General features: G+C 55.4%; 14 protein-coding genes. 4 read left to right on the top strand and 10 right to left on the bottom strand.

The annotated features are described in order from the left end of the window. Positions 1-130: 130 nt before the first annotated feature. From nrfG to nrfA, 6 genes are read right to left on the bottom strand one after another with little or no spacing between them, the layout of a single operon-like run. Positions 131-751, bottom strand: a complete 621-nt coding sequence (gene nrfG, locus FOB24_RS03435; RefSeq protein WP_150344513.1) for a heme lyase NrfEFG subunit NrfG — start codon at positions 749-751, stop codon at positions 131-133. Beyond that, complete coding sequence (gene nrfF, locus FOB24_RS03430) at positions 748-2,961, bottom strand: heme lyase NrfEFG subunit NrfF (RefSeq protein ID WP_150344512.1); 2,214 nt, start codon at positions 2,959-2,961, stop codon at positions 748-750. The genes nrfG and nrfF overlap by 4 nt, the downstream gene beginning before the upstream one ends. Positions 2,962-2,969: 8 nt before the next feature. Further along, positions 2,970-3,926, bottom strand: coding sequence for a cytochrome c nitrite reductase subunit NrfD (nrfD, locus tag FOB24_RS03425; RefSeq protein WP_150344511.1), 957 nt, complete (start codon positions 3,924-3,926; stop codon positions 2,970-2,972). Beyond that, a complete protein-coding gene (gene nrfC, locus FOB24_RS03420; RefSeq protein WP_150344510.1) occupies positions 3,923-4,594 on the bottom strand; it encodes a cytochrome c nitrite reductase Fe-S protein in 672 nt (223 codons plus the stop codon). Before nrfC ends, nrfD begins: the two co-directional genes overlap by 4 nt. Beyond that, the gene (gene nrfB / locus FOB24_RS03415) at positions 4,591-5,157 is read right to left on the bottom strand and encodes a cytochrome c nitrite reductase pentaheme subunit (protein WP_038636307.1); all 567 of its coding nucleotides are present in this window, start codon (positions 5,155-5,157) and stop codon (positions 4,591-4,593) included. Before nrfB ends, nrfC begins: the two co-directional genes overlap by 4 nt. Before the next feature lie 44 nt (positions 5,158-5,201). Continuing rightward, the gene (gene nrfA, locus FOB24_RS03410) at positions 5,202-6,638 is read right to left on the bottom strand and encodes an ammonia-forming nitrite reductase cytochrome c552 subunit (RefSeq protein ID WP_150344509.1); all 1,437 of its coding nucleotides are present in this window, start codon (positions 6,636-6,638) and stop codon (positions 5,202-5,204) included. Between the two features lie 433 nt (positions 6,639-7,071). On the opposite strand from nrfA, the gene acs reads away from it, so the two are divergent. The 3 genes from acs (at position 7,072) to actP (ending at position 11,227) form a co-directional block, all read left to right on the top strand. Beyond that, positions 7,072-9,030 (top strand): acetate--CoA ligase, encoded by a 1,959-nt coding sequence (gene acs, locus FOB24_RS03405; protein ID WP_038636301.1) that lies wholly within the window; start codon positions 7,072-7,074, stop codon positions 9,028-9,030. A 236-nt stretch (positions 9,031-9,266) separates the two neighbouring features. After that, on the top strand, positions 9,267-9,581 hold the full coding sequence (locus FOB24_RS03400; protein ID WP_006688274.1) for a DUF485 domain-containing protein: 315 nt from the start codon (positions 9,267-9,269) through the stop codon (positions 9,579-9,581). Next, positions 9,578-11,227, top strand: a complete 1,650-nt coding sequence (actP, locus tag FOB24_RS03395; RefSeq protein ID WP_150344508.1) for a cation/acetate symporter ActP — start codon at positions 9,578-9,580, stop codon at positions 11,225-11,227. The genes FOB24_RS03400 and actP overlap by 4 nt, the downstream gene beginning before the upstream one ends. 45 nt (positions 11,228-11,272) lie before the next feature. Here the strand turns inward: actP and FOB24_RS03390 are convergent, their stop codons facing one another. Beyond that, positions 11,273-11,962: an LrgB family protein gene (locus tag FOB24_RS03390; protein ID WP_038636296.1), complete on the bottom strand. Its 690-nt coding sequence runs from the start codon at positions 11,960-11,962 to the stop codon at positions 11,273-11,275. After that, the gene (locus tag FOB24_RS03385; RefSeq protein WP_038636293.1) at positions 11,955-12,365 is read right to left on the bottom strand and encodes a CidA/LrgA family protein; all 411 of its coding nucleotides are present in this window, start codon (positions 12,363-12,365) and stop codon (positions 11,955-11,957) included. The genes FOB24_RS03390 and FOB24_RS03385 overlap by 8 nt, the downstream gene beginning before the upstream one ends. A gap of 101 nt (positions 12,366-12,466) precedes the next feature. On the opposite strand from FOB24_RS03385, the gene FOB24_RS03380 reads away from it, so the two are divergent. Further along, complete coding sequence (locus tag FOB24_RS03380) at positions 12,467-13,357, top strand: LysR family transcriptional regulator (RefSeq protein ID WP_038636290.1); 891 nt, start codon at positions 12,467-12,469, stop codon at positions 13,355-13,357. A gap of 49 nt (positions 13,358-13,406) precedes the next feature. On the opposite strand, the gene FOB24_RS03375 is transcribed toward FOB24_RS03380, so the two are convergent. Next, positions 13,407-15,053, bottom strand: a complete 1,647-nt coding sequence (locus FOB24_RS03375) for a Na+/H+ antiporter (RefSeq protein WP_038636287.1) — start codon at positions 15,051-15,053, stop codon at positions 13,407-13,409. A 156-nt stretch (positions 15,054-15,209) separates the two neighbouring features. Further along, a complete protein-coding gene (gene ghxP / locus FOB24_RS03370) occupies positions 15,210-16,559 on the bottom strand; it encodes a guanine/hypoxanthine transporter GhxP (protein WP_038636284.1) in 1,350 nt (449 codons plus the stop codon). Between the last annotated feature and the right edge of the window lie 80 nt (positions 16,560-16,639).

Below are 16,639 nucleotides of genomic sequence, written 5' to 3'. Positions count from 1 at the left end.
ACTTTTTGTTATAAAAGAATTTTAATATGTTCAAAAATGAAGAAGTCAGGGCATGAGTTTTTTTTGCTCGCTTGTTCGTTTGCCTGTTTTTTAAACAGGCAAAATGATACAAATCACAAATAAAACAAATTTATTTTTGCCGATTCTGCAACAACTTCGCCATATTAATAGAGTCAATGAGCTGTGCCCGATTCACCCTCGGCGAGTTTAAATCCATAACCTTTTGCCACACTGAGATAGCCTGAGCGTAGTCTGCCTGCATAAACGCATCGGAAGCTAACAGCATCAGCGCAGTGACCTCTGTCGGGTCCAGCGCCAGAGCCTTATCAATCATCTCGCGGGTGGGCGGCGTCATATGTTGCCCGGCCTGATAGTACAGCACCGTCGCCAGCGCGGAATAGATTTCGGCGTTTTCATCGCGTATACGCAGCGCCTGCTCGTAGGCCAGCAGCGCATTATGATACGCGTTTTGCCACAGATAGTACTCACCCAGTTGCGCCCATTTCACTGCGTCCTGCGGATTCGCACGAATTTGCGATTGCAGAGAAAATAGCTGTTTTTCCTGAATATTTTCATCAGAAAAAGCATGTAAGGGGTCTGCCAGACGCGCCTGCTCCTGACGTGCCGCCTGCCATTTTGGCGTTAACAGGTAACCGCCGATGCAGGCCACCACCATCAGCACCGCCGCAGCAGCCAGCCGCTTCACGGGCATGGGACGTAACGGCGCAGTGGAATGTTCGGCCTGGCTCATTGTTCGCCCTCTTCTGCGTGCTGACGCTTCCTCACCTGCCAGATCACCACGCCCACCAGCAATAACAGCAGGCACGGCAGCGCCCACAACAGCAGCGTTTGCTTATTCAACGGCGGGTTGTAGCGCACGAAATCACCGTAACGCTCGGTCATCCAGGCGGTGATTTCTGCTTCGCTTTTACCTTCGGCAACCATGCTGTAAACCTGATGGCGCATACTGACCGCCACGGGCGCATTGGATTCCAGCAAGTTCTGGTTCTGACACTGCGGACAGCGCAACTGACTGGCAATAGACAGCGCTTTCTCCTGCTGCTGCGGGTTGGCAAACGTCCATGTGTCCACCACCTGGGCATGGGTGACAAAAGGCAGAAAAATCAGTAAAGCCACAAGTAACATCGTTTTGCCGGATGGCGGCGTGAACGCCTTATCCGGCCTACCCTGCTTTTCACTCGTAGGCCTGATAAGCGCAGCGCCATCAGGCAATAACTCAGGATACTTCCTCCCTCGCCATGCGCTCAGCAGCGCGCCAAACACCATCAACAATCCTCCTCCCCAAATCCAGCGCACGCCAGTCTGCACGTATAAGCGCATGGCGTAACGGTCCGGTCCGGTTTTTTCGCCCATCACCGCGTACCAGTCATGCATCAGATTCCAGCGGATACCCGGCTCCATCATCTGTTGACGACGCGCGGCATAGAAGCGCCTTTCGGGCTGCAGGCTACCGATGCGCTTCTCATTCTGCCACAGGGTAATCAGCGCTTTTTCACTGGTGTAGTTACCTTTTGCTTCCAGGTCGAGACGCTCAAAACGGAAAATGTAGCCCGCAAGCGCGACCTGCTGCCCCGGACTCAGGTTCAGGCTTATCTCCTGACGACTACCGCTGGAAAAGACGATCCCAGCCGCAAACACCAATACCCCGGCATGCGCCAGCAGTGCCGGAAGCTGACAACGCAAAGAGACTTTGCGGCTTCTGATCGTTGCCAGCACGATAACCAGCAGCATCAGCAGCCCGAACGGCAGCGTGGCGCGGTTAAAGTACGGCGCGCCAACGGAGAGCCGCCCCCAGCCGAACAACCCGTAAATCATCGGATAGAGCGTGCCAATCAGCACAATCAGTAGCACCGCGCAAAAAAGTAATAGCGCGACCAGAATCAGCATCTCGCGCGACCAGCCGCCAAAACGCGCATTCTGGCGAATTTGCTGGCCTCGCCAGGCGTACAACCCCAGCGACGCCAGGCTCAATACGCTAAACAGCGCAAACAGCGGCGCGGCGCGCACGTTATCCAACGCAAAGGCATGTACCGAAACAAGAATGCCGGAACGCACAATCAGCGTCCCCAGCAGCGATAAGATCAGTGTGACGATCGCCAGCAGCAGCGACCAGTGGCGGAAGATCCCACGCTGACGCGTGACAAACAGGCTATGCAGCAGCGCGCTGGCGGAGAGCCAGGGTAATAAGGAGGCATTTTCGACCGGGTCCCAGAACCACCACCCCCCCCAGCCCAGCTCGCAGTAGGCCCACCAGGAACCGAGGATTATCCCCAGCGTCAGCGCGCACCAGCCGGGCAACGCCCAGCGCCAGCACACCCAGGCGCTCTGCGCGTTAAAGTCACCGCGCAGCAGTGAGGCCAGCGCCACGCCCGCGGCTACCATCAAACCACCGTAACCCAGGTACAGCAGCGGCGGGTGGAGGATTAACCCAAGATGTTGCAGCATCGGGTTAAGGTCCCGTCCTTCTATAGCAGGCGGGAAAATACGCACGAAGGGATCGGACCAGACCACCACAAACAGCAGCAACAGGGCCGTCACCATTGACAGGACGCTGAGCGTCAGCGGAAACAGTGGATCAGAATCACGCCGATAGCACAGAGCGAACAGCGCGCTCCAGCCGGAAAGAAAGAGCACCCACAACAGCAGCGACCCTTCATGGCCGCCCCACACCGCCGCCAGTTTTAATCCCCACGGCAGCAGGCTGTAGCTGTGCTGAGCAACATAGACCACCGAAAAGTCGCTGGTCAGAAAACAGAATACCAGAATGGCAAAAGCCAGCAGCAGCAGCGCAAACTGCGTCCATACGCCGACGCTTGCCAGGCGCATCACGCCCTGCCAGCGCTGGCGGACACCCACCAACACGGCAAGCGGGGTCAACACGTTGACCCCGAGGCTTAATAACAGTGCCAGAAAACCGGCTTCAGGAAGGAGAACGTCCAGATATCACCTTACGCAACGGTTAGCTGACCCGCATAGAGAATGAAAAAGCGCAGCAACAGTACGCCGGTCAGGCTGGCGCCGCAGACTGCCAGCACGCCATGAAACGTCGAACTGCGGTTGGCCCAGGGTTTTAGCAGCATCGGCAGTATCAGCCCAAGCCCAGCTACGCCAAGCCAGAACCACCAGGTCCAGAATCCGCCGCCCAGCGCCGCCGCCAGCGCGCGCATTTTGCCGTCATCGCCCAGCGCCAGGCCGACGAAGAACGCCGCCAGCAGGAAGATCTCCAGCCATACCACCGGGACTTCCATGCGATGTACAAAGTGCGCTTCAGTGCTGTGCGGGTTGCTACGATGGCGTAACGCCATGGCGATCAGCGCCACCGCCGCGCCGGAGGAGATCCCGGAGAACAGGAACAGTACCGGCAGGATCGGGTTATTCAGGAACGGGTAGGACTTCAGCGCCGAGAGCAAAAACCCGGTGTACGCCCCGAGCAGAACCGCCAGCACCAGCATTAACGTCTCCAGCGCACGATGAAACGGCGTTATCAGCGTCAGCGCTTTCTGCACGATCCCTAACCGCGGCAGCCAGCGTTGTTGCAGGGCAATCACCTCTTTTTCAAAGATTTTTGCCAGCCACAGCACCAGTACCACCATATAAAACTGGAACAGCATGACCCCCATCGACATCACCGAGGTGAAGCTGTAGTGGAACATCAGTTTCCAGAAGGTCCATGGCCGCGTCAGGTGGAATACCAGAATCAGCAGACCGAAGATAATCGCCCCCGGCCCCAACACCAGCGTGGTGCGCAGCAGCGTGCTGTCCGAACCGCCCGCCTCAGGATGGAAGCGACGCAGCAGAATCGCCAACGTAACCAGTCCGGCGGAGATGCCAATCAGAAACAGATAGATGGCGATGGGCCAGTCCCACACCAGTGATTCAAAATGAAATGCAGAAGCGGGTGTCATTGGCTCACCTCCCCATATTTAAAGGGAACGCGGTAGACCTTCGGTTTTGTGCCCAGCGCCAGCTTGTAACGGTAGGTGTTTTTCTGCTGCAACAAACGGGAGATATCGCTGTTGGGATCGTCCAGATTACCAAACATCAGCGCCTTCGTCGGGCATGACTCAACGCAGGCGGGCTGTTTGCCCGCTTTCAGGTTGGTTTTCCGGCAGAAATCGCATTTATCCGCCGTTTTGCTCACCGGATGGATAAAGCGCACGCGATAAGGACACGCGGCGATACAGTACTGACAGCCAACGCAAAGATCAGGGTTCACATCCACAATGCCGTTGGCGGCATCGCGATACGATGCCCCCGTCGGGCAGACGTCAACGCAGGGGGCATGGTCGCAATGCTGGCACGAGTGGCGGAAAAAGCGATATTTCACATCAGGAAACGTCCCCTGCGGCTCGCTGCGAATAATCGTCAGACGCGATACGCCTTCCGGTACGTTGTTGACTTCCCGACAAGCATCCATGCAGGCCGTGCAGCCGATGCATAATGACTCATCGTGTACCATTCCGTAACGCACGCCGTTGATATTCAGCGTCTTCGCCACAACGCGTCCCGCCGTCCCGCTCACTGCCACCAGCGCGCCGACGCCGGTGATAAACTGGCGACGAGAGCAACTCATGGATGCTCCTTAAGCAACGGAACCGACGCCGGGTTAAAGTTCGGATTGTTACGCTGATCGCTGTGGCAATCGACGCAAATCTTGATCCGTCCTTTATCGCTTAGCGTCTGCATCGTGTCTTGCTTCGGATGCAGTGAGTGACAGCTGGCGCACGCCACTTTTGTGACGTGGACATCGTGCGGCCAGAACGCTTTTTGCAACTGCTCAGGCAGGTGACAGGACATACAGACGCTGTTCTGCTGCTCCACATTGTACATTGGCTCATTAAAGCGCATCACATCCTTCACCCCTTCGCGGTGGTTCGGTGACGGCTGGCCGTGACAGTTGGTGCAGGTGACCGGCAGTTTGTTGTTCGGGTTAATGACTTGCGCATGTTTACCATGCATGCCTTCGGTATCCGGCTTGTGACAATCCAGACAGGCAGCATCCGGATTACGCTGCTGAGTAACCGTCCAGCGTTGATCCGACTCCTGCGGCGTTGGCGTGGCAGTGATTCCACTCAGGCTCCAGAACAGGCCTGACGCCAGCACCCCAGCAGTTAATAACGAACGTAATACGCTCATATTCACTCCGTTGAGTTATCCGCCCCTTACGGGGCGAAATGGGGTTATTGGCTTAACAGACCGTTTTTACGCGCCTGCTCTTCCCACTGCGGAATCACCGTTTTGATGAAGTCCTGCTTCTCAGCATTGATTTGCTGCATGTTCAGACCAATCGCCGCCTGGGCTTTCTCTTTGGTAGAGATATCCGGTAACGGGATTTCATGCGTGATGCCTTTGGTCGCCAGCAGACGAACCAGTTTGGTACGTGCGTCGGCGGCTTTATCCATTGCGCTACCCAGCATCCGCAGACCTTCTTCCGGCGCATGCATGTGAATACCGTGTGAGGCGATAGACAGGTCCCAGCGCCATTGTGCATGACGGATATCTTCCAGAATCGGCTTCATTTCCGCTTCGGTCGCACCCGCATCCCATGCGGCTTTCGCTTCGAAGTGCGCATGTACCAGTTGATCTTCAACCTTGATTTTCAGGTCATGAATGGCCTGTTTACGCTCGGCGACCACTTTTTGCAGGGACACTTTGTCCTGGGTATGGCAGTTCGCACAGGTCTGGGCGAAGTTATCGAACGGATTACCAATCTTGTGATCGGTATAGATCTTACCTTCCGCGTTTTGCACTTTCGGCATGTGGCAGTCGATACAGGTCACGTTGTTCTTACCGTGAATGCCCGCGCTCCAGGTTTCATATTCTGGGTGCTGCGCTTTCAGCATCGGGGTTTTGGACAGAGAGTTAGTCCAGTCAGAGAAGGCGATGGTGTCGTAGTATTTCTCCATGTTCTCGACTTTCATGCCCTCATCCCACGGGAACTTAACGGCTTTGTTCTTACCGTCGAAGTAGTACTCCACGTGGCACTGGCCGCAGACCATGGATTGCTGATCAAAGCGACCGGCTTTCTCAAACGGTTTGCCGATGGCTTCCATCGCGCGCTCAGCGTAAGGACGCGACAGCGTCAGCTCAGGCTTGCCTTTGGCGAAGTCCGGCGACGCGGTGTTATGGCAATCTGCACAACCGAGGTTGTTAACAATTTCCGGACCGCCGCGCGCCCATTTACCGTGGAAGTAACCATCCTCACCGTCTTTCTGGATCAGACGCGCCACATCCGGGCTTTTACAGCTCCAGCAAGCCATCGGCAGCGGGCCGTCTTCTGCCGTTTTAGGTGCGCCGGTACGTAAGGTTTCACGTACATCGGTCACCGCATACGCGTGCCCGCGCGGTTTGTTGTAATCGCGCGAGAATGGATATCCCGCCCACAGGATCACCAGACGCGGATCTTCTGCCAGCGCATCTTCACGGGCTGATTGCTCAGACGTGGCTTTCCAGGAGAGGTATTGATCGGGATGCTGAGGGGCGAAGGTTTCATTCTTCGCTTCAACGGTGACGGTCTTTGCGGGTACAGGAGTTTGTTCAGCGTGAACAGCAGAGATAAATAATAAAGGTAATAACAGGCTGAAGAAACGGCGTACGCGTGATTTTGTCCTTGCCATAGGGGTCTCATCCAGATGACGCCATTATCTGCAATGGCGGTTCTTTTATTGTTTTCCATAACAGCAACCACACGAATACTGTCATGACATTGCTCCCCCCAATTTGTAACAAGAAACCACACTGAAAATGTTGTCTTTAATCAATTGTAAGTGTATGTAAAATACCACTTTAGAGTTAGTTACCCCCTCAAACCACTCACTCTTTTGTTTAATTCTGAGACAGATCACCTTTTCAACAATTCTCAGATAACCCCATGTTATCGCGAGAATTAATCAATTTTTGCTAGTTCTCTTCAAAATTCAGTTTGTCGCTAATTTGCACAATTCGTTTATTGCGTGATCTGCCGCCCAAATACTAAACAAAACTCGCAAAGCCCCTACATTTAACGTTTATGCGACATATTATTAACATCCTACAAGGAGAACAAAAGCCATGAGCCAAATACATAAACACGCTATTCCCGCAAACATTGCGGATCGTTGCCTGATAAATCCGGAGCAGTACGAAGCGAAGTACCAGCAATCTGTTAACGAACCCGACACATTTTGGGGCGAGCAGGGAAAGATTCTTGATTGGATCAAGCCGTACAGCCAGGTGAAGAACACCTCGTTTGCGCCAGGCAACGTCTCTATTAAATGGTATGAGGATGGCACGCTAAACCTGGCGGCGAACTGCCTTGACCGTCACCTGCAGGCAAATGGCGATCGTACCGCCATCATCTGGGAAGGCGACGACGCCAGCCAAAGCAAACATATTACCTACCGCGAGCTGCATCGCGATGTCTGTCGTTTTGCCAATACTTTACTGGATTTAGGCATTAAAAAAGGTGATGTGGTGGCCATATATATGCCGATGGTGCCGGAAGCGGCGGTCGCCATGCTGGCCTGCGCCCGTATTGGCGCGGTGCATTCGGTCATCTTCGGTGGTTTCTCCCCGGAAGCCGTCGCCGGACGTATCATCGACTCCAATTCTCGCCTGGTGATCACCGCCGATGAAGGCGTGCGCGCCGGACGCGCTATCCCGTTGAAAAAGAACGTCGATGATGCGTTGAAAAACCCGAACGTGAAAAGCGTCGAACACGTTATCGTTCTCAAACGTACCGGTGGAAAAACAGAATGGCAGGAAGGTCGTGACCTGTGGTGGTCCGATCTTATCGAGAAAGCCAGCCCGGAACATCAGCCGGAAGAGATGAACGCCGAAGATCCACTGTTTATCCTGTATACCTCCGGGTCAACCGGCAAGCCGAAGGGCGTGCTGCACACCACCGGCGGATATCTGGTCTACGCCGCAACCACCTTTAAGTACGTGTTTGACTATCATCAGGGCGATATCTATTGGTGTACCGCTGACGTAGGTTGGGTAACCGGGCACAGCTACCTGCTGTACGGTCCGCTGGCCTGCGGCGCAACCACGCTGATGTTCGAAGGCGTGCCCAACTGGCCTACCCCGGCGCGTATGGCGCAGGTTGTGGATAAGCACCAGGTCAATATTCTGTATACCGCGCCGACCGCCATCCGCGCTCTGATGGCAGAAGGCGATAAAGCGATTGAAGGTACTGACCGTTCGTCGCTGCGCATCCTGGGTTCCGTTGGCGAGCCAATCAACCCGGAAGCGTGGGAGTGGTACTGGAAGAAGATCGGCAACGAAAAATGTCCGGTCGTCGATACCTGGTGGCAGACCGAAACCGGTGGATTCATGATCACCCCGCTGCCGGGCGCCACCGAGCTGAAAGCCGGTTCCGCAACCCGTCCGTTCTTTGGCGTGCAGCCTGCGATTGTCGATAACGAAGGTAATCCGCTGGAAGGCGCAACCGAGGGCAACCTGGTGATTATTGACTCGTGGCCAGGCCAGGCGAGAACGCTGTTTGGCGATCATGAACGTTTTGAACAGACCTACTTCTCTACCTTCAAAAATATGTACTTCAGCGGCGACGGCGCACGCCGTGATGAAGATGGTTATTACTGGATCACCGGACGTGTGGACGATGTGCTAAACGTCTCTGGTCACCGTCTGGGCACGGCAGAAATCGAATCGGCGCTGGTGTCGCATCCGAAGATTGCCGAAGCCGCGGTGGTCGGTATTCCGCATAATATTAAAGGCCAGGCGATCTACGCCTACGTCACGCTGAATCACGGCGAAGAACCGTCGCCTGAGTTGTATGCCGAAGTTCGCAACTGGGTGCGTAAAGAAATTGGCCCGCTGGCAACGCCAGATGTGCTGCACTGGACCGATTCACTGCCGAAAACCCGCTCCGGCAAAATTATGCGCCGCATTCTGCGCAAAATCGCGGCGGGCGATACCAGCAATCTGGGCGATACCTCAACCCTCGCCGATCCAGGCGTCGTTGAGAAACTGCTCGAAGAGAAGCAGGCCATCGCGATGCCATCATAACCATAACCGTGAAATGCCCGATGGCGCGCTGCTTATCGGGCCTACAAATCCTATCCCTACCCCTCCCCTGAGCGGGAGGGAAATATAAAAACCCTCCCCCAAAGGATTTCGTGTTACAGGAAGGCGGCAAGCGAGCACATCCCCAGGAGCATAGTTCACTATGTGACTGGGGTGGGCGAGTGCGGCCAACGAACCTGTAGCGCGAAAGACGCAGGGGACCTCTGGAGAGCTCTGTGATGAATGACAATATTTATCAGCGGATAGAAGACAGTGCGCGTTTCAGGGAGTTAGTTGAAAAACGGCAACGGTTTGCCACCATTCTGTCCATCATCATGCTGGCAGTTTACATCAGCTTTATTTTACTGATTGCCTTTGCGCCTGGTTGGCTGGGTACTCCGCTGCACGCGGGAACCAGCGTCACCCGGGGTATTCCGATTGGGGTCGGCGTGATACTTATCTCCTTCATCCTGACCGGGATCTATATCTGGCGGGCAAACGGTGAATTCGATCGCCTGAACAATGCGGTTCTGCACGAGGTTAAAGCATCATGAAGAGAGTCCTGACGGCGCTTGCCGCCACGCTGCCCTTCGCCGCAAACGCGGCGGATGCTATAAGCGGAGCAGTCCAACGCCAGCCAACCAACTGGCAGGCGATTATCATGTTCCTGATTTTCGTCATCTTTACGCTTGGTATTACCTACTGGGCGTCTAAACGCGTGCGTTCGCGTAATGACTACTACACCGCTGGCGGTAACATCACCGGCTTCCAGAACGGGCTGGCGATTGCAGGCGACTATATGTCTGCTGCATCGTTCCTCGGGATTTCCGCGCTGGTCTTTACCTCCGGTTATGACGGACTGATTTACTCGCTCGGCTTCCTGGTCGGCTGGCCGATTATCCTGTTCCTGATTGCTGAACGCCTGCGTAACCTTGGTCGCTACACCTTTGCCGACGTGGCCTCTTATCGCCTGAAACAAGGTCCGATTCGTATTCTCTCGGCGTGTGGTTCCCTGGTGGTGGTCGCGCTGTATCTGATCGCGCAGATGGTCGGCGCGGGTAAACTGATTGAGCTGCTGTTTGGCCTGAACTACCACATTGCCGTCGTGCTGGTTGGCGTATTGATGATGATGTACGTCCTGTTTGGCGGCATGCTGGCAACCACCTGGGTACAGATCATCAAAGCCGTTCTGTTGCTGTTCGGCGCCAGCTTTATGGCCTTTATGGTGATGAAGCACGTCGGCTTTAGTTTCAACAATCTGTTCACCGAAGCGATGGCGGTACACCCGAAAGGTTCCGCCATTATGAGTCCGGGCGGACTGGTGAAAGATCCAATCTCCGCGCTGTCGTTAGGTCTCGGCCTGATGTTTGGTACGGCGGGCTTGCCGCACATCCTGATGCGTTTCTTCACGGTCAGCGATGCCCGCGAAGCGCGTAAGAGCGTGTTCTATGCCACCGGTTTGATGGGTTATTTCTACATCCTGACCTTTATCATCGGCTTTGGCGCGATCATGCTCGTTGGCGCGAACCCTGTGTATAAAGACGCTGCTGGCGCGCTTATCGGCGGTAACAACATGGCGGCGGTACATCTGGCGAATGCGGTGGGCGGGAACCTGTTCCTCGGTTTCATCTCGGCAGTGGCGTTTGCCACCATTCTGGCAGTGGTTGCTGGTTTGACGCTGGCGGGCGCATCGGCAGTTTCTCACGACCTGTACGCCAACGTATTCCGCAAAGGCGCAACCGAGCGCGAAGAGTTGAAGGTGTCGAAAATTACCGTACTGGTGCTGGGTGTGATTGCCATCGTGCTCGGCGTGCTGTTCGAAAACCAGAACATCGCCTTCATGGTGGGACTGGCATTTGCTATCGCAGCCAGCTGTAACTTCCCCATCATTCTGCTCTCCATGTACTGGTCAAAACTGACCACGCGTGGCGCAATGATGGGCGGCTGGTTAGGTCTGCTGACGGCCGTCGTGCTGATGGTGCTTGGCCCAACAATTTGGGTACAAATCCTGGGTCACGAAAAAGCCATATTCCCGTATGAATATCCGGCGCTGTTCTCCATCAGCGTAGCGTTCCTCGGGATCTGGTTCTTCTCTGCCACCGATAACTCAGAAGAAGGTAACCGCGAACGCGAGCAGTTCCGTGCTCAGTTCATCCGTTCCCAGACCGGGTATGGCGTTGAACAAGGTCGCGCGCACTAATATTCCCTCTCCTCCGGCTTCCGGGCCGGAGGATTACTGCCTTTCTCAGAACATCAGCCTTGCGACCAGCGGCGATACCAGCACCATCACCACGCCGGAAAGCATCATCACCAGGCTAGCCACTACGCCCTCCTGTTGGCCGAGCTCATATGAGCGAGCCGTGCCTGCGCCGTGCGATGCTGCGCCAAAACCTGCACCTTTCGCCATCCCTTCGCGAATAGAGAGCCGCAAAAACAGCACATCGCCGACCGCCATCCCGAATACGCCCGTCACGACCACGAACAATGCCACCAGATCCGGCTGACCGCCCAATGGCTCTGCCGCCGCCAGCGCAAATGGCGTAGTAACGGACCGCACCGCCAGACTGCGCTGAATTTCATCAGGCAGCATAAACAGGCGCGCCAACCAGACGGAACTGGTGACCGCCACCAGTGTCGCCGTCACCACACCCGCCGTCAGCGACATCCAGTGACGTTTAATCACGGCAAGGTTGTCATAAACCGGAACGGCGAAGGCAATGGTTGCGGGACCTAGCAGCCATAGCAGCCAGTGCGATTCACCAATATAGTTTTGCCAGGAGATATGTCCAAAGACCAACATCAGCACCAACAGCGCCGGAGTAAGCACTAACGGCATCAGCGGTAATTTACGAAAGCGGCGATACAGGCGCTTGTTGGCAAAATAGATGCCCAGCGTAATCACCAGACACAGCACGCTTAACTGGAAATTACTCACGGTTTAACCTGCTCATTTCATAGCGATACACTTTATCCACGACCCATGCCGTTGCGCCGAGCACCATCATCGTACTTATCGCAATAACGGCAAAAATACGCCATCCATCAACCAGTAGCAGTTGCGTATAGTTAACGACGGCGACCACCGCCGGGACAAAAAACAACAGCATTTCAGCCAGTAACCAGCGAGCGCCTGCGCGGATCCAGTTCAGCGGGATAACCCGGCAGACAATCAACGCCAGCATCAGCACCATCCCAACCAGGTTGGCAGGAAGCGGCAGATGCAGCCAGGAGACAAGATATTGAGCAAAAACAAAGAGACCTGCGTACAACAGAACCTGAACGGGGATCTGGAGTCGATGAATAACGGCAGGCGTCACGCGGCTTATCGCCACAGCCATGAGGGTATGTCCTTAAAAAATAGAGAGCGCCAGTATAGAGAGCCCCCGTCCAGGACTGAAATGAATTAAAATCATTGCAGGCATAGTCTTAAGGAATAATCATGGATATCAGAACGCTGCGATATTTTGTTGAGGTGGTGCGTCAGCAGAGCTTTACCCGCGCAGCGGAGAAACTCTTTGTCACCCAGCCCACTATCAGCAAAATGTTGAAGAACCTTGAAGACGAGCTTAATTGCACGTTGCTCATCCGCGACGGACGGCGACTGTTGTTGACCGATACCGGCCAGGTCGTGTTCGAACGCGGCCTGGCGATCCTCGCCGAGTTCCGCCAGCTCGAAGCAGAACTCAGCGACATTAATCACCTCAACAAGGGAATACTGCGCCTCGGTATCCCGCCCATGGTGGGTATGTTGATGGCTGGCCCCATCAGCCTTTTTCGCCAGCGTTATCCCGGCGTGGAACTGAAAGTGTCTGAATTTGGCGGTTTAACCGTCCAGCAGGCGGTGATGAACGGCGATCTGGATGTTGCGATGACCGCGTTGCCGGTTGAAGAAGAGAGCGGTCTGGCGACCTTACCACTTTTCAGTCATCCGCTCTGCGTGCTGGTCCCCCGCTCCGGTCAATGGACAACGTGCGACTCCATTTCCCCCGAAGCGCTGGCGGAGCATCCGCTGCTTATCTACAACGAAGATTTCGCGTTGAGCCGTCAACTGCTTGAGTTGTTTAACCAGCACAACGTAAAACCGCGTATCGCTGTGCGCAGCGGGCAGTGGGATTTTCTGGCGGCAATGGTGCAAGCCGGCGTCGGGATCGCCATTTTACCGGAGCCGATTTGCCAGCGGTTGGATAAGCAAACGCTGCGCTGGATCCCTCTGGAAAGCGACTTACGCTGGCAGTTGGGCATGATTTGGCGCGAAGGTGTGTATCTGTCGCACAGCGCCCAGGCATGGCTGAAATGTTGCGAAGGGTTTTGGTTAACGCAGGAGTCGTAAAATGCCGGATGCGGCTAAACGCCTTATCCGGCCTACAACGAGCTTCCTTTTATTGGTTCTCAATCAACAGCGCTTCCAGCAAATCCAGATCGTGCAATAGCTTTTGCAGCGTTTCATTGCTGATTTCACGCGTGGCGCGCAGATGATAAAGCTCGGCGCGTTCTGAACGCAGCGCCGCCAGACGGAACCGTCGCTCCAGGTTCTCTTCCTGCATTGAGCTTTCTACATCGTTTCGCCCATCGGCGCGACGACGCAGGTTACCAATGACACGGGAACTCACCTCAGTCAGTAGCTGATTATCAATGTTCTCTTCGCTATCCGCAGCCAGACGCTCCTCCATTTTCTGGATCGCGACAATCGCGACTTCCGCCGTGGCAGCGCGGGCAATGCGCTCCTCTTTTTGCTGTTGCGAGTGGTCTGCAACTTCCAGATGTTGTAGCAGAATCGGCAGCATCACCACGCCGACAAACAGCGAGAACAGAATCACGCCCGCGGCGAGGAAGATCAGCTCATAACGCGCCGGGAAGCCGCTCCCGTCCGGTAACAACAGAGGAATGGAGAGCACACCGGCGAGGGTAATGGCCCCGCGAACTCCCGCAAAGGAGGCAATCAGGATTTCACGCGTCGTCCAGGAGCCAAACTCCATCGGCTTTTTCTTCAGGAAGCGCAGGCTGAACTTCTTCATGGTCCACAGCCAGCCAAAACGTACCAACATCAGCGCGGCATAAATCAGCACGATATCGGTAAACAGCATCCAGATTTCAACGTTCGGATCGACTTCCGCCGCCGCCAAAGATGACTCCAGAATGCCCGGCAACTGCAGTCCTAACAACAAGAAGACCATGCCGTTAAACACAAACTCCAGCATCGCCCAGGTGCTGTTAGCACGTAAACGCATCGCCAACGGCGCGCGGCGCATCACGCCAGAGCGGGTAATCGTCATCCCGGCAGCAACCGCCGCGAGAATGCCTGAAACACCGATGTGTTCCGCAATCAGATAAGACGCAAACGGCAGCAGGAACAGCAGGACGATTTGCGTTGCCGGCTCATCACCGCCCCAACGGCTAAGAAAACGCAGGGAGCGTCCGTATAACCAACTGACGACAAAACCGGCCAGGATGCCGCCAACCGCCACTTTGAAGAACTCAAGCGTCGCGCCGCCGACGGTAAACACCATCGTGCCCATCGCCACGGCAACGGCAAATTTCAGCGAGACCAGGCCGGACGCGTCGTTCATCAACGCTTCGCCCTGCAGGATACCCATGATTTTCTTCGGGATGCGCCCCTCACCCACAATACCGGAAAGGGCGACGGCATCGGTTGGCGACAGCACGGCAGCCAGCGCAAAAGCAGGGATGAGAGGGATCCCCGGCACCAGCCAGTAAATCATAAAGCCAATCCCGACCACCGTGACCAGAACCAGCGCCAGCGCAAGGCCGAAAATCTCTCGCCCGTGCTCCAGAAACTCACGCGTCGGCGTCTTCCAGCCATCGGCAAACAGCAGCGGCGGGATAAACAGCACCAGAAACAGCTCTGGATCGAATTCCACATGCAAACCAAACGTCGGCCACGCCAGCAAGGCGCCGATGGCGATCTGCATAAGGGGTAATGGGAGTTGGAAGGGCAATACGCGAGTAAATACCCCCGACAGCGAGACCACAAGGGTCATGATGAGTATGGTGAAAAAGATTTCCATGCGTTCCCTGTTTGCGATGTTTCTTATGATTGATGATAAAGGCGTCGTGCCTTAATTCTATCTACTTGAGAGTATCGCAAAAGACAACGAGTGTGTTCTGAAAATAAAAACGGGCGGCCTGGGCCACCCGTTTTCAGGAGCGTCATCGAAGCAAAATCAAATAGCCCAACCACCCGCGTAAAAGGCCACCAGCGCGATAGCAATCACCACCGTACCGATGTTCAGTTTGCGCCATTCGCCAGAGACAATGCGACCAATGACCAGGGTAGCAAAACCAATCATAATGCCGGTAACGATGTTACAGGTCAGGACGATAAATACAGCAGTGACCAGACCCGCCATCGCGTCGACAAAGTCAGCAAAGTCGATTTTCGCCACGTTGCTCAGCATCAGCAGCCCCACATACATCAGCGCAGGCGCCGTTGCGTAAACAGGAACAAGATAAGAGAGCGGAGAAAGGAACAGGATCAGCAGGAACAATACGCCAACGGTGATCGCCGTCAGACCGGTCTTGCCGCCTGCCGCCGTACCCGCTGCGGATTCAATGTAAACCGCCGCCGGTGCAGCCCCTACCAGACCAGAGAACACGCTGCTCAGGGAGTCGGTGGTCAGCGCTTTGCCGCCATCGATAATTTGTCCGTCTTTATCCAACAGATTCGCCTGTCCGGCTACCGCGCGGATGGTTCCGGTCGCATCGAAGACCGCGGTCATAACCAGCGCCAGCACGCTCGGCAGAACGATCGGGTTCAGTGCGCCCATAATATCCAGGCTGCCGATCAGCGAGTTGCCGTTTTCATCGCTCAGCGACGGCATGGCAAAAATACCGGAGAAATGCACGGCCGGATCGAAAATCAGGCCGACGATGGAGATACCGATAATGGTCAGCAGGATGCCGCCCGGTACTTTCAGTTTTTCGAGACCAATAATCACCGCCAGACCAACCAGCGACATAATCACCGGGAAGGTATCGAAGTCGCCCAGCGCAACCGGCAGGCCGTCCAGCGGGTTCTTAATCACCAGACCAACGCCATTGGCCGCAATCAATAGCAGGAACAGGCCGATACCAATCCCCGTACCGTGCGCAACGCCCTGCGGCAGATTGCGCAGGATCCAGCTACGGATACCGGTCGCAGAAATGATGGTAAACAGAACCCCCATCAGGAACACCGCGCCCAGCGCTACGGGCACGCTAATATGTTGTCCCAGTACCAGGCTGAATGCGGTAAACGCGGTCAGCGAAATGGCGCAGCCAATCGCCAACGGCAGGTTCGCCCACAGGCCCATCACAATAGAACCGACGCCCGCAACCAGACAGGTTGCCACAAACACAGCGGCAGGCGGGAATCCGGCTTTACCCAGCATCCCCGGAACCACGATAACGGAGTAGACCATGGCCAGGAACGTCGTTAATCCGGCAACGACTTCTTGACGAACGGTACTGCCGCGATGCGAAATTTTAAACCAGGCGTCGAGTGAACCGCCGGTACGCGCTGAAGGCGTAGACATAGAAAACATCCCCTGAGAGTTTATTTTTTCGTCATTATGCGTGGTGGACAATCCACTGCCTGCTAAACGATTTCTCCATG

The organism is Citrobacter werkmanii (assembly GCF_008693645.1).
Classification (GTDB): domain Bacteria; phylum Pseudomonadota; class Gammaproteobacteria; order Enterobacterales; family Enterobacteriaceae; genus Citrobacter; species Citrobacter werkmanii.
The sequence above is the reverse complement of the archived record's forward strand: the minus strand, read 5'-3'. Positions and strand labels throughout refer to the sequence as shown.